We start from the raw sequence: 13,753 nt of genomic DNA on the forward strand, positions 1-13,753 counted from the left end.
TCTCCGTCGCGGTGGCGGGCGATCCGCACCTGCTCGCGCTGCTCGACTCCGTCCCCGCGCCGAAGCGCCAGCCCAACCTGCTGTTCGGCGTGGTCCGGCTGCTCGGCGGCCCGGTCGACGCCCCCGGCGCCTTCCTCGCGTTCGTCCGTGACCATTGGTCCCGCATCGAGCCCGAAATGCTGTCCCGCGCGACGCAGACCAATGAGGCCGGTCGCTGCGCGCTGCTGCTCCCGGTCCTGGCCGCACTGCCGCAACCCCTGGCGCTCCTCGAGCTGGGTGCCGCGGCGGGCCTCGGCCTCTACCCCGACAAGTACGGCTACCGGTACGGCGACCACGTGCTCGCCGGCGGCCCGCCGACGCTGGAGTGTGCGCTGAGCGGGGGCTCTCCGCCGTACGCGAAGCCTGAGATCGTGTGGCGCGCCGGCCTGGACCTGAACCCGCTGAGCGTGACCGACGCCGCCGATGTCGCCTGGCTGGACGCGCTGATCTGGCCCGAGCACCACCATCGCCGCGCCCGCCTCCGCGCCGCGGCCGCCGTTGTCGCGGCAGACCCGCCCCTGCTCGTACGCGGCGACCTGCTCGACGATCTCCCCGCGCTCGCCGCCCAGGCCCCGCCGGCCGCCACCCTGGTGATCTTCCACACCTCGGTCCTCTACCAGGTGCCGGCGCCGCGCCGGGCCGCGTTCGTCGAGCTGGTCCGCGGGCTGCCCGGCCACTGGATCTCCGTCGAGAGCCCGGACGTCGTGCCGCTCGGGCCGCTGCCGCCCGCACCCGACGACACGCTGCACAATGTCCTCGCCCTGGACGGCGTCCCGCTCGCCTGGACCCGCGGCCACGGCGAGGCCATGGTCCGCTTCTAGCGCCGCCGCCGTAACCGGCCGGTATCAAGCCTCTCGGACATCGTTGACCGTCTATCAAAAAGTCGTTCCTAGCGTGGGTGACAAGCGCCTTTCACCCCTCGGAGGAACGCATGCGCCCCACCGCACCCCGCACGCTCGCCGTCCTCGGCGGCACCGTGCTCGCCCTCACCGCCGCCGGACCGGCGTTCGCGGCCGACCCGGTCGGCACGGTTCTGCACGCCGGCAGTCCCACCGCGATCGCCGGGTCCTACCTGATCACCCTCGCAAACGGCACCCAGGTCGATCCGGCCCGCGCCGGCAAGCTCGCCCAGCGTTACGGCGGCAGCGTCGGCCGGGTGTTCGGGCACGCGCTCGAGGGCTACACCGCCACGCTCACCGCGCGGCAGGCGGCCCGGCTCGCCGCCGACCCGTCCGTGGCGTCCGTCGAGGCCGACCAGACCGTGCGCGTCACCGACACCCAGAGCTCGGCGCCGTGGGGTCTGGACCGCTCCGACCAGCGCGCGCTGCCGCTGTCCACCACCTACACGTACGGACCCAGCAGCGGCGTCACCGTCTATGTCGTGGACACCGGCGTCCGCATCACGCACCAGGACTTCGGCGGGCGCGCCAGCTACGGCTACGACGCGGTCGACGGGGACAATGTGGCCGACGACGGCAACGGGCACGGGACGTTCGTCGCGGGGGTCGCGGCCGGTGCCACGTACGGGATCGCGAAGAGCGCCACCATCGTCGGCGTACGCGTCCTGGACAACAACGGCTCCGGCACCACCGCCGGGGTCGTCGCCGGCGTCGACTGGGTGACCGCCCACGCCACCCCCGGGCGCTCGGTCGGCAACCTGAGCCTCGGCGGCGGCGCCAGCACCACCCTCGACAACGCCGTCCGCAGCGCCGTCAACGCGGGCATCCCGTTCGCCATCGCCGCGGGCAACTCCGGCGTCAACGCGAGCACCACGTCCCCGGCCCGGGTGACCGAGGCCCTGACCGTGGGCGCCACCGACCGTACGGACGCCCGCGCGAGCTGGTCCAACTACGGCGCGGTGCTGGACCTCTTCGCCCCGGGCGTCTCGATCACCTCCGACTGGCGCACCAGCAACACCGCCACGTACACCGGCAGCGGCACCTCCTTCTCCGCCCCCCACGTCGCCGGCGCCGCGGCCCTCTACCTGGCCGCCCACCCGGGCGCCGCATCCGCCACGGTGAACGCCGCCGTGGTCGCCGCCGCCACGACCGGCGTGGTGACCAACCCGGGCAGCGGCTCCCCGAACCGCCTCCTCTACACCCCGTCGCTGTCCAGCTGACCCGTCTGCCCTTGCGGCCCGGTCCTGAGGGGCCGGGCCGCTCCGCGCTCAGAGGCCGAGGACGCCGCGCAGCCGGGATTCGACGCTTCGGCGACGAGCCGCCTCCTACGCGCCGGTGCGGGACAGGAAGTCGGCGACCGCGGCGGCGTAGGCGTCCGGGACGGTTCGGTGGACGGTGTGGCCGGCCTGCAGCTCGACCAGCTCGGTGCGGGGGCGGCGGGCCAGCATCTCCATGGCGTGCCCGCGCGCCAGCACCCGGCTCCGCTCGCCCCGGATCAGCAGCGCCGGGCACGACGACGCCAGCCAGTCGGCCCAGTGGTCGCCGTTGAGGGACTGCTGCGAGGCGACCATGTCGGCCGGGCGGAAGGTGAGCTCCCAGCCGTCCGCGACCTGCCGCGTCGAGACGTACGGGGACGGTGACTCGGTGCGCGCCGGCCATGCGAGGGCGAAGGACAGGTCGTCGTCGACGACCGCGCCGATGTCCTCGACGACGAGGGCGGTCACGCGGGCGGGGTGCCAGGCCGCCAGCTGGTACGCGTTGACCCCGCCCAGCGAGTGCCCGAGCACCGCCACCCGGTCCAGCCCGAGGTGGTCGAGCACGGCGACGGCGTCGGCCACGTAGCCGGCCCGCGAGTAGTCGGCCGCCGGATCGGAATCGCCGTGGCCGCGCTGGTCCAGGGCGATCAGCCGGCGCCCGGGTGCAACCCCGGCGAACGTCCGTCCGTCGGAGAAGTGCCCGTGCAAGGCCAGCAGCGGCCGTCCCGGACCGCCGGAGTCGCGGTACGTCAGCCGCCGTCCGTCATGCATCAGCGTCGATCTCGCCATGGCCCGTCATGATGGCACGAGTTGACACCGCGGGGCGGCACCAAAATCATGGACGCGATTGTCCGCCGGGAGGAGCACTGTGACTGCGCAGCCGACGCTGAGCACCGATGCGCCGGAGGTTGCGCAGCCCGAGGCGGCCACCGTGGCGCCGGCGAGACGGCAGTGGCCGCTGCATCTGCTCGCGGCCGTGCTGTTCATCGGGCTCGGGCTGCTGGTGATGGGCAACTATCTGCCCGATCCGAACCAGCGGGTGTCCGGGCACCTGGCCAACGACAACACGTGGTTCCAGTGGCTGCTCGGTCACGCGCAATACTCGGTGACGCACTGGACCAACCCCTTGTTCTCCGTACGGCAGAACTATCCCGTCGGCGTCAACATGATGGCCAACACGTCGGTGCTCGGGGTCACCGTGCCGCTCGTACCGGTCACGATGCTCTTCGGGGTCCGGGTCGCGTACCTGGTGTGGATGGTGCTGGCGCTCGCCGGGTCGGCCTTCAGCGCGTACTTCGTGCTGCGCCGCTGGGTCGTACGCTCGTGGGTGGCGGCGTTCCTGGGCGGGGCGTTCTTCGGGTTCGCGCCCGGGTTCGTGCACCACGCGAACGGCCAGCCGAACTTCGCCAGCAACTTCGCGCTGCCCTTCATCGTGATCATGGTCATCCGGCTCGGGGTGACCGGGCGCTGGCTGCGCGACGGGATCATCCTCGGGCTGCTGGTCACCTATCAGGTGTTCATCAATGAGGAGATGCTCGTCGTCACGGCCGCGGCGCTGGTCGTCACCGTGCTCGTCCACGCGCTGCTCAGCCCGCGGAAGGCGTGGGCCCGGGCGCGGTCCTTCGTGCTCGCCGCCACGGTCACTGCCGTCGTGGCGGGCGTGCTCCTCGCGTACCCCTTGTATTGGCAGTTCATGGGTCCGCGGACCTTCGAGGCGCTGCCGATCTACCACTCGTGGGGCGAGGACCTCGGCACCTATCTCTATGTCGCCCGCGACACGATCTTCGGCGACCCGATCGTCGAGACGACCATGGGCAAGCCCGAGCAGAACAGCTGGTTCGGGTGGCCGCTCACCCTGGTCGTGGCGGTCGCGCTCCTGGTGGGGGTCCGGCGGCACCTGACGGTACGCGTGGCCGCGCTCGTCCTGCTCGTCTTCGCGATCATGAGCATGGGCCCGAAGATCCGCTGGATGGGCGAGTACACCGACCTGCCCGGCCCGTGGCACTGGATCCCCGACGATCTCCCCGTGCTCGGGCTCCTGACGCCGAGCCGGCTGACGTTCGCCGTGGTGGGCGTGTTCGCGCTGATGACCGCCCTGGCGTACGACACGGTCGCGCGCCTCAGGACCCGTCCGGTCGCGTGGATCGGGGCGGCCCTCGTGTGCGCCGCGCTCGTCCCGCTGATCCCGCGCCCGTTGCCCGCGGTCGAGGATCCGCTGCCGCCGACGTTCATCACCAGCGGGGCCTTCGGCCCGTACGTGCCCGCAGGGAAGTCCTTGATCCCCCTGCCGCTGCCCAACCGCTATGCCGGACGCGAGACGCTCGGGTGGACCGCGTGGGGTGAGCAGGACTTCGTCGTGCCGGAGGGCTACTTCCTGGGGCCCGGTGACGACGGGCACGGGCAGCACGGCGCCGACGCCAGCACCCTGACCTGGATGGTCGAGCAGACGCTCAAGGGTAAGCCGCCGCAGGTCACCGGGCGGCGCAAGATCGAGGTCGCCGCCGCGATCCAGCGCTACCGCGGCGCGCTGCTGGTGCTGCGGGACGAGCCCGTCAACGCCCCGGTGAAGACGCTGGTCGACGAGCTGGTCGGCCCCTCGGAGCAGGTCATGGACGTGTGGATCTGGCGCGTGGGGTGACGTCCGACTTTTCCGGTTCCCGATGACGGACCCGACGTTTTCCGGACAATGAGGGGATGAGCGCTCGGGGCTTCGTCGCCGAAGGTCTCGTCCCGGAGATGGAGATGGTGCCCGGCGGCCTGTCGCTGACCGCGGCCGACCGGCTCGCGGCCCTGACCGCCCGCGCGACCGGGGCGCGCTGCGCCATGATCCATCTGGCCGAGGGGCGGCACACCCGGCTCATCGGCGGCCACAACATGCCGCCGGGCTTCGACCGGATGAGCCAGGTGCCCCGCTCGACCACGCTCGCCGGGATCGTGCTGCGCACCGGCTATCCCATCGTGGTGAGCGACACCTTGACCGACGAGCGGGTGCCCGAGGACGCTCCCGTGCTCACGGTGGGCCTGCGCTCGTACGCGGGCTTTCCCGTGCGCGCCCCCGGCGGCGAGATCGTCGGCGTCTGCGCGGTGATGGACTACGAGCCCCGCGAGTGGCAGCCCGACGAGCTCGCCGCGGTCGACGAGGGCGCGCAGGCGTGCACCGCGTTCGTGGCCGAGCAGCGCGCCCGCGAGGCCGAGCAGCAGCAGCGGCTCTTCCTCGACACGCTGCTCGACAGCATGGACACCGGCGTGGCGGCCTGCGACGCCGACGGCAACCTGGTCGTGGTCAACCGTTCCCTGCGCGAGCGGCTCGGCATGCCCGCCACGTCGGCCCGGCCCGCCGCGGCCAACTTGATGTCCTCCGCCTTCGCCACCGCGCCCGTGCCCGCCGAGGGCTGGCTGGCCCGGCTGCCGCTCACCGATCCCGGCGGTACGCCCGTCGACCCGGCCGACACGCCCCTGCTGCGCGCCCAGGAGGGCAACCACGTGCGCGGCGTCGATCAGGTCATGCACACGCGGCAGGGGCGCCGGCTCTACCGGGTCAACGCCCACCCGATCGAGAGCGAGGGCGCCGGCCACCTCGGCGCGGTGTCGGTCTTCCACGACGTCACCGCCGCCCGCCGGGCGGAGGAGCTGCAGCGGCAGCTCAGCCGGAGCAAGGACGACTATCTCAACCTGGTCGGCCACGAGCTGCGCACCCCGGTGACGATCATCCACTCGTACCTGGAACTGCTGCAGGACAGCGATCCGCGTACGCCCCTGAGCGACCTCGCCCCGATGATCACCGCCGCCCAGCGGGGCAGCGAACGCCTGCGCCGCCTCGTCGAAGCCCTCCTCGACCTGTCCTCCCTCGACGCCGGTCACACCGAGATGACCATGACCGGCATCGACCTCACCTCCGTGGCCGCCGGCGTCGTCCACGCCGTCGAGGAGCGCGCCGAGGCCAAGAACATCGCCGTCACCCTCACGGCGCCGGACCGTACCCCGATCGAGGGTGATCCCCACCGCCTGGCCCAGCTGGTCGCCGCCCTGCTCGACAACGCCCTGCTGTACACCCCGGCCGGCGGCAAGGTCGAGGTCCGCGTCGAGGCCGCCGGCGACAGCGCCACCCTCGAGGTCTGCGACACCGGCGTCGGCATCCCCGACCACGAACGCCCCCACGTCCTCAACCGCTTCTTCCGCGGGGCCATCACCACGGAGCTGTCGATCCCGGGGGCGGGGCTGGGCCTCGCCTTCGCCGCCCTCATCGCCGAACGCCACGGCGGCACCATCCAGATCGAGCCCCACGGCATCCGCCCCGGCACCACCGTCCGCGTCACCCTCCCGCGCTGATTGCCGGGTGTACGCTTGCGGCGTGACTAGCTTCGTCCGCGCGCCACGGTCGTCGGGTACCGGCTCGCCGAGCTGCGACGCGCCTGGTGCGGGCCACGGCTCATGAACGGCTACACGCGCTGGAGCGACATCCGGGCCGAGCACGTCGAGGAGGCCGGCGGCGAAGAGGCATTCGAGGCGGGCAAGCGCGAACTGCTCGCCACGGTCGTCGGGCACCGGCTGGCGGAGGTGCGACGCTCGCGTGGTCTGACGCAGCAGCAGGTGGCGGAGCAGATGGGCGTCACCAAGGGCCGCGTCTCGCAGATTGAGCAGGGCAAGATCTCCGGGCAGGAGGTGCTGGCCCGTTATGCCGCGGCGCTCGGGGGCCGGCTGCACCAGGCGATCTACTTCGACGACGGGAACATCGCCGCCATCGCCTGAGCGGGAGGGTGGTAATGGCTTGCCTACCCGGGTGTCCGGAAACGGTGTCACGGTGGGGGCATGACAACGACACTGATCACCGGCGGGAACAAGAGCCTGGGGTACGAGACGGCGCGCCGGCTGCACGAGGCCGGGCACCGCGTGATCATCGGGGCGCGCGACGCCGGGCGGGGCGCGGAGGCGGCCGGGCGGCTCGGGGTCGCGTGGGTGCGGCTCGATGTGACCTCGGACAGTTCCGTGGCGTCGGCGGCGGCCGAGGTGCGGGAGCGGTTCGGCGGGCTGGACGTGCTGGTCAACAACGCGGGCATCTCGGGGGCGATCACCGCTATGGAGCACTTCGACGGGCCCGAGGTGCTGCGGGTGCTCGACACGAACACGGTCGGCATCGTCCGGACGACGCACGCCTTCCTGCCGTTGCTGCGCGAGTCGCCGGAGCCGGTCATCGTGAACGTCACCAGCGGGCTCGGCTCGTTCGCGGTGCGGTCCGACGAGACGCGCACCGAGTACGGCGTGCCTTCGCTGGGCTACTCGGCGAGCAAGGCGGCGGTCAACATGCTCACCAAGATCTACGCCCAGTTCCTGCCGGACGTACGCATCAACGTGGTCGACCCCGGCTACACGGCGACCGACTTCAACGGGCACGCCGGGCCGCAGACCGTGACCGAGGGGACCGACCGGATCGTCCGGATGGCCACCATCGGCAAGGACGGCCCGACCGGCACCTTCTCGGATCGGCACGGCCCGCTTGAGTGGTGACGCCGGGCGCGCCGAGAATGGGGCATGGCTTCGACGGAGTTCGATGCCGGGCGGCCGACGGCGGCCCGGGCCTACGACTATCTGCTCGGCGGGACGACCAACACGGCCGCCGACCGGGAGATGATCGATCAGGCGCTGACGTTCATGCCTGATCTGGCCGTGCAGGCCCGCGCCAACCGGGACTTCCTGCATCGGGCGGTGCGGTTCCTGGCCGGCGCCGGCGTCCGGCAGTTCCTCGACATCGGGTCGGGGATCCCGACGCGGGGCAACGTGCACGAGATCGCGCAACGCGCAGCCGCCGATGCGCGGGTCGTCTACGTCGACATCGATCCGGCGGCCGTCGGGCACGCGCGGGAACTGCTGGCGGGCGATCCCCGGACGACGGTCATCCAGGCCGACGCCCGGGACGCCCGCGGCATTGTCGCTCATTCCGACGTGCGCGCTTTGCTCGATTTCGCGCAGCCGGTGGGCGTACTCCTGGTGGCGCTTCTGCATGTGATCGCCGACGCCGATGACCCGTACGCGCTGGTGGGTGCCCTGCGCGAGGTCATGGCGCCCGGGAGCTTCCTCGTGATCGCGCACGGGACCGGGGACGGGCGGGGCGAGGACGCGCGGCGGCTCGTCGAGATGTCGCGGCGGACGCCGACGGCGCTGACGTTGCGGGACCGCGCCGGTGTGCTGCGGTTCTTCGACGGCTTCGAGCTCGTCGACCCGGGCCTGGTGTGGGCGCCGCTCTGGCGGCCCGACGGCGAGGTGCCGCCGGACCCCGAGCGCGCCGGCAACTATGTCGGCGTCGGGCGGCTGCCCTGACGGCCGGTCCAGGCGGTGACCTCGGGGCGGCTCCCCAGCCGCACGACCGGCAGCTCGGGCCGGGCCCGGACGATGGCTGTCATCCGGGCCGGCGTTTTGTGGTAGCTCGTCCACGACCAGCGGACCACGTGGTCTTTGTCGCGAAAAATGGTCCACAGCGGCGGCTCGACGTTGCCGTTCCAGAGGATCTCGCGGCGCCACCGGCGGCGTAGCGTCCGGGCAATGACCTGCCGCATCACCGCCCGCCGCGGCAACGCCAGCCAGACGAGGAGGTCGGCCCGAGCGAGCAGTAGCTCCCGGACGGCCTCGTACTGCCACTCGGTGACCCACGTCTCCTCGGCGGCGAAGCGGCGCACGTCCGCCTCGAACTCCGGGCGCGGCGTCCAGTTCGGACCGTGGTGCAGCCCGTCGAGCTCGTGGTGGGGGATTCCGAACGTACGGGCGATGAGTCCCGCAGTGGTCGTTTTGCCCGACCCGGACGGGCCCGCGACGATCACTCGTCGTGGCCGCGATGGCAGCGGATCGTCAAAGGTCAGCAGCGGCACGAATCTATTGTCCCGGCATGCAACCTGGGCCGGGGGCTGTCCGTCGTGAGGGGCGTGAGAGACCAACAGTTCCACGAATTCGTGCTCGCCAGACGCGCGGACCTCGTTCGGACGGCCACGCTGCTCACGGCCGGTGACGCGCATCTCGCCGAGGATCTGGTGCAGCAGACGCTGACCAAGCTGTACGTCGCGTGGCCCCAGTTCCAGCGGGCCGCCAACCACGACGCGTACGTGCGGCGCACCCTGGTCAACGCGCTGATCGACGAGCGCCGCCGGCTGTGGTGGCGGCGGGAACGGCCGATGGCGGAGCTGCCCGACCGGGCGCCGCAGCCGGCCGGCGACGAGCCCGCCGACGCCGTGCGCGCCGCGCTCAAGGAGCTGCCCCCGAAGATGCGCGCCGCGCTCATCTTCCGGTACTTCCACGATCTCGACGTCGCCGCGACCGCCGAGGCCCTCGGCTGCTCGCAGGGGACCGTCAAGAGCCAGACCGCCCGCGCCCTCGACCGGATGCGCGCCGTGCTGCCCGCCCACACCACGCTTGGAGCCACCCGATGAACGACCTGCACGACCACCTGACCCGGATCGCCGGTTCGGCGCCGGCTCCCGGCCCGGCCCAGCTCGACGCCGATCTCGTACGCGGCAAGCGCGCCCTGCGCCGCCGCCGCACGCTGCAGACCGCCGGGGGCAGCGCGTTCGCCGTCGCCGCCGTGGTCGCCGCCGTCTCCTTCACCGCCTCCGGTGGCGGCACCGGCAGCACGCCGGGTGCGCCCGTGGCCGCCCCGCCCGCCGCCACCTCGACGCAGGCACCCGCGGTCAAGCTGGTGGCCTACAAGGGCAAGCAGCCCGAGGGCTTCACCGTCGACAAGGTGCCGGACGGCTGGTTCATCCAGAACAGCAACCTCAGCTCGCTGGTCCTCGCCCCCAAGGACCGCAGCAAGACGCCGACCGAGTTCGGCACCGGCCCCGACGGCAAGCCGTTCAAGCCCTCGGTCGCTCCCATCGACGACCCGGACAGCTTCGTCGGCAAGATCACCGTGTTCCTGCAGTCCAGGGATCAGCACGGGACGCCGGAAGGCAAGAAGGTCGACGTCGCCGGGGCCGAGGGCGTCCTGCAGAACATGGAGGGCGACGACTCCAAGACCCTGTGGATCGCGCAGGGGAAGAAGCCGTCGGTGCTCATCCAGTTCTGGGAGGGCATCGGCCTGACCGAGGCGCAGATGATCGAGCTCGGCGCGGGCGTGCACGTGGAGAAGGGCGCCGTCCAGGGCGCCGGCTGATCGGCCGGTACGCGCTCGTACCACCCCGCGCGGGGGCGGCGTTACGGTCAGCTCATGACACGCAGCGCCGACCCCGCGCGGGTCTCCCGCAGCGCGGACCCCGCGCCGGTTCCCCGCAGCGCGGACCCCGCGCCGGTTCCCCGCAGCGCGGACCCCGCGGTGGGGGAGCGGATCCGGGCGCGGCGCCTGCTGCGCGGATGGAGCATCCGGTACGCCGCCAGCCGCGCCGGCCTCTCGCACGCCACCTGGAGCCGGATCGAACGGGGCCTGCAGGCCGCGAACAACCGCTTCACACTCGCGCAGATCGCCGGTGCCCTCGATTGCGCGCCCGGTGACCTGGCCGGAGCCGACGTGCCGGCGCCTGACCGGGCCACCGCCGCCGCCCGGGCCAGTGTGCTCGGGCTGCGCCGGGCTCTGGTGGACATTGATCTGAGCGATCCGCCGGCCGGATCCGCGCCGCCCCTGGCTGCCCTGTCGCACAGTGTGGTGCTGGCCAACGCGCTGTTCGACGCGTGCGACTACGCCGCGACTGCTCGTTTGCTGCCGGACCTCCTGCGCGATCTGCACACCGAGACGGCCGGGCCCGATCACGCCGCGGCGCTCCGGCTGCTGTGCGACGCGACGTCCCTGGCCTGCTCGGTGCTGCGCGCGCTCGGACATCCCGCGGACGCCTTCGTGGCCGCGCAACGCTGTCGCGACGCTGCGTCGGCGGCCGGTGACCCGGTGCTGGACGGCTACGCGGCGTACGCCCTCGCGCGCGCGGCGACGGCTTGCGGCTCGTACCAGCGGGGTCAGACCATCGCCGAGCGGGCCGCCGACGACCTGAGCCGGCATGTCTCCCGGCCCGGCGGCGCGGAGATCCTCGGCTCGCTGCACCTGGTCGCCGCCCTGGCGAGCCGCAGCCGCGACCGCCCCGACGACAGCCGGGAGTGCCTGGCGGAGGCGGCGTCGCTGGCCCGGCGCACCGGCGAGACGAACACGCTGAACATGTTCTTCGGTCCTACCAACGTGGACATCTGGGCGATGAGCATCGAGGCCGGGGACGGCGATCCGGCCCGGGTGGTCGAGATCGCCCGGCGCACCGATCCGGCGGCCATCCCGGCCGGGGTGCGGCAGGTCTTCTACTACGCGGACACGGCTCGCGCCCTCGCGCGGCTGGGCGGCCACGACCGCGAGGCGATCCGGTTCCTGCTCACTGCCGAGAGAATCGCACCCCAGCACGTACGGACGTCGGCCGAGCTCGCCACGACGATCCGTGACCTGCTCGACCGGTCGCGGCGGCAGGCGGGCGGCTCGGAGCTGCGCGCCTTGGGCGAACGCATGCAAGCCGGCTGATCCGCTCCCATCACCGACCCCGCCGCTCCGGCGTTGACCTTGGAGAGGGCTGTTTTCCGAGGTTGTGGGGGATGTACGCGTGAGCCGGGAGCAGCTTGTCGGTGCCGTGGTCTACGGTCAGCACGTGCCAGAAGAGCCCGCGTCCGCCGCTCCGCCGCCCGGTTCGGGTGATATGTCGCCCGACGCTGCCGCTGCGCCGTCCTCCGCCGGCGCCGCTTCGGATTCCGCTGCCGCCGCCGCCGCGGCCTCTTCCGCTGCTGGCGCCTCTTCCGCTGCTGGCGCCTCCTCCGTCGCAGGCGCCTCCTCGGCCACCTTGGACTCCTCGGCCGCCGAGGCTTCCTCCGTCGCCGGCGGTGGGGCTGTGCTCGTGGCCGAGGGTGAGGTGCTCGAGGGCGACATCGTGCCGCCGGCCGAGGACGACGGCAAGTTCCGGGTCCGGCTGACCAACTTCGAGGGCCCGTTCGACCTGCTGCTGCAGCTGATCGGCAAGCACAAGCTGGACGTCACCGAGGTGGCGCTGTCGCAGGTCACGGACGACTTCATCGCGTACATCCGGAGCATGGGCGACGACTGGGACCTCGGCGAGGCGAGCGAGTTCCTGCTGGTCGCGGCCACCCTGCTCGACCTCAAGGCGGCCCGCCTGCTGCCCGCCGCCGAGGTCGAGGACGAGGAGGACCTGGCGCTGCTCGAGGCCCGCGACCTGCTCTTCGCGCGCCTCCTGCAGTACAAGGCCTACAAGGAGGCCGCCGCCCACATCGCCGAGCTCGAGGGCACCGGCGCGCGGCGCTGGCCGCGGACGGTCACCCTGGAGCAGCGGTACGCCGACGCGCTCCCCGAGCTCGTCCTGGGCGTCGGCCCCGAGCGGCTGCTCAAGCTCGCCCTGAAGCAGTTCCTGCCCAAGCCCGGGCCGCCGCAGGTCTCGATCGCCCACATCCACCAGGTGCGCGTGAGCGTCCGCGAGCACGCCGCCCTGATCCGCGAACGCCTGCGCCGGGCCGGCACGGTGACCTTCAGCCTCCTGGTCGCCGACTGTGAGAGCACCCTCGAAGTGGTGGCGCGCTTCCTGGCGTTGCTCGAGCTCTACCGGGAGAACCTGGTCGACTTCACCCAGCCCGTCGCCCTCGACGAACTCACCATCGTCTGGATCGCCGGCGATGACGCCGCCGTCGAACTCGACATCGACGACTACGAGGGCGATCCGGAGAAAAAGGCTGAAGCCGCCGCCGCGGCAGCCGCCGCCCTGGAAGCAGGCACTGTCACGGACGCGGACATCGCCGCCCTCGGCGAGCCCGATCCGGACGCCGCGGACGGTGACGTGGGTCACGATGACGGCGCGGCCGCCGGGGAAATCAGCAGCACGGCCGCGGACGACGCTGCGGCAGACGAGCACGACGCGGAAGAGGACGAAGCATGAGCGACGAGCGCCCCGAATCGTTGGCTGCCCAAGCCGCCGCCTGGGTTCCCCCGTGGGAGCGTGCCTCCCGGGCCCCCGATGCCGCCTACGCCGCCGAGCAGCGCGCGCTCGCCGAGGCCGACGCCGACGAGCCGGACGATCTCGCGGATCCGGAGGCCGGGGCCGCGGACGAGTCGCCGCACGCCCCCGCCGGGGAGTCGCCGCACGCCTCTGCCGAGGTGCCCGACGAGCTGCCGCCCGTGCCGGGGGAGGGCGACGGGCCGGTGATTGTCGACACGCCGCTGGAGGTCGAGGGCGAGCCGGAGCTGGCCCCCACCGACGTCGGCGTGGGTCCCGAAGTACCGCTGCCGGGCGCGATCGAGGAGGCCGCCGAGCGCGAGGACACCCCGTCGACCGTCGTGGACGCGCCGCTGCCGCCGGACGGGGACGACGCCGGTGACGTGTTCGACCAGGCGGCCGACGATGACGTGAGCGACGAGGCGGAGGTGGATCTCCCGTTCGTCGAGGAAGTGCCCGGGCCCGAGGCCGACGACGAGGACTCGGCCGCCGATGACTCCGCCGAGGCCGCCACCGCAAGCGCCGACGCGTCCAGCTCCTCCGCCACGTCGGAGCCGCCTGTCGCCGAGGTACGCGCGGCCGAGTCGCCGGCCGCCGAGTCGCCGGCCGCCGAGTC

At 72.8% G+C, this 13,753-nt stretch carries 13 protein-coding genes and 1 pseudogene; 12 read left to right on the top strand and 2 right to left on the bottom strand.

Features of this window, described 5'->3' with window-relative positions; genetic code table 11:
• Positions 1-11: 11 nt before the first annotated feature.
• A complete protein-coding gene (locus RAN62_RS39450; protein WP_498371888.1) occupies positions 12-860 on the top strand; it encodes a DUF2332 family protein in 849 nt (282 codons plus the stop codon).
• A gap of 110 nt (positions 861-970) precedes the next feature.
• The gene (locus tag RAN62_RS39455; protein ID WP_305790007.1) at positions 971-2,158 is read left to right on the top strand and encodes a S8 family peptidase; all 1,188 of its coding nucleotides are present in this window, start codon (positions 971-973) and stop codon (positions 2,156-2,158) included.
• Positions 2,159-2,263: 105 nt separating this feature from the next.
• On the opposite strand, the gene RAN62_RS39460 is transcribed toward RAN62_RS39455, so the two are convergent.
• Complete coding sequence (locus tag RAN62_RS39460; protein WP_305790008.1) at positions 2,264-2,983, bottom strand: alpha/beta fold hydrolase; 720 nt, start codon at positions 2,981-2,983, stop codon at positions 2,264-2,266.
• Between the two features lie 79 nt (positions 2,984-3,062).
• Here RAN62_RS39460 and RAN62_RS39465 point away from each other — a divergent pair, with 79 nt between their 5' ends.
• The 5 genes from RAN62_RS39465 to RAN62_RS39485 all read left to right on the top strand — a co-directional run bounded on the left by RAN62_RS39465 (position 3,063) and on the right by RAN62_RS39485 (position 8,509).
• The gene (locus tag RAN62_RS39465) at positions 3,063-4,832 is read left to right on the top strand and encodes a DUF6311 domain-containing protein (protein ID WP_305790009.1); all 1,770 of its coding nucleotides are present in this window, start codon (positions 3,063-3,065) and stop codon (positions 4,830-4,832) included.
• A 56-nt stretch (positions 4,833-4,888) separates the two neighbouring features.
• Entirely contained in the window at positions 4,889-6,523 is a 1,635-nt protein-coding gene (locus RAN62_RS39470) for an ATP-binding protein (protein ID WP_305790010.1), read from the top strand.
• A 102-nt stretch (positions 6,524-6,625) separates the two neighbouring features.
• Positions 6,626-6,943: a helix-turn-helix domain-containing protein gene (locus RAN62_RS39475; protein ID WP_305790011.1), complete on the top strand. Its 318-nt coding sequence runs from the start codon at positions 6,626-6,628 to the stop codon at positions 6,941-6,943.
• A gap of 60 nt (positions 6,944-7,003) precedes the next feature.
• Positions 7,004-7,699, top strand: a complete 696-nt coding sequence (locus RAN62_RS39480; RefSeq protein ID WP_305790012.1) for an SDR family NAD(P)-dependent oxidoreductase — start codon at positions 7,004-7,006, stop codon at positions 7,697-7,699.
• Positions 7,700-7,723: 24 nt separating this feature from the next.
• Entirely contained in the window at positions 7,724-8,509 is a 786-nt protein-coding gene (locus RAN62_RS39485; protein ID WP_305790013.1) for an SAM-dependent methyltransferase, read from the top strand.
• Here RAN62_RS39485 and RAN62_RS39490 read toward each other — a convergent pair.
• Positions 8,482-9,054, bottom strand: coding sequence for a P-loop NTPase family protein (locus tag RAN62_RS39490; RefSeq protein ID WP_305790014.1), 573 nt, complete (start codon positions 9,052-9,054; stop codon positions 8,482-8,484). The two genes, RAN62_RS39485 and RAN62_RS39490, sit on opposite strands and share 28 nt — an antisense overlap.
• A 45-nt stretch (positions 9,055-9,099) precedes the next feature.
• Here RAN62_RS39490 and RAN62_RS39495 point away from each other — a divergent pair, with 45 nt between their 5' ends.
• The 5 genes and pseudogenes from RAN62_RS39495 to RAN62_RS39515 form a co-directional block, all read left to right on the top strand.
• Positions 9,100-9,609 (top strand): SigE family RNA polymerase sigma factor, encoded by a 510-nt coding sequence (locus RAN62_RS39495; RefSeq protein ID WP_305790015.1) that lies wholly within the window; start codon positions 9,100-9,102, stop codon positions 9,607-9,609.
• The gene (locus RAN62_RS39500; RefSeq protein ID WP_305790016.1) at positions 9,606-10,331 is read left to right on the top strand and encodes a hypothetical protein; all 726 of its coding nucleotides are present in this window, start codon (positions 9,606-9,608) and stop codon (positions 10,329-10,331) included. Before RAN62_RS39495 ends, RAN62_RS39500 begins: the two co-directional genes overlap by 4 nt.
• A gap of 54 nt (positions 10,332-10,385) precedes the next feature.
• Positions 10,386-11,666, top strand: coding sequence for a helix-turn-helix domain-containing protein (locus RAN62_RS39505; RefSeq protein ID WP_305790017.1), 1,281 nt, complete (start codon positions 10,386-10,388; stop codon positions 11,664-11,666).
• Between the two features lie 367 nt (positions 11,667-12,033).
• A complete protein-coding gene (locus RAN62_RS39510) occupies positions 12,034-13,080 on the top strand; it encodes a segregation and condensation protein A (RefSeq protein WP_305790019.1) in 1,047 nt (348 codons plus the stop codon).
• Positions 13,077-13,753 (top strand): annotated as a pseudogene (locus tag RAN62_RS39515) (SMC-Scp complex subunit ScpB); the annotation flags it as partial. The gene RAN62_RS39510 and the pseudogene RAN62_RS39515, both read left to right, overlap by 4 nt.

The organism is Symbioplanes lichenis (assembly GCF_030709675.1).
Classification (GTDB): Bacteria; Actinomycetota; Actinomycetes; order Mycobacteriales; family Micromonosporaceae; genus Actinoplanes; species Actinoplanes lichenis.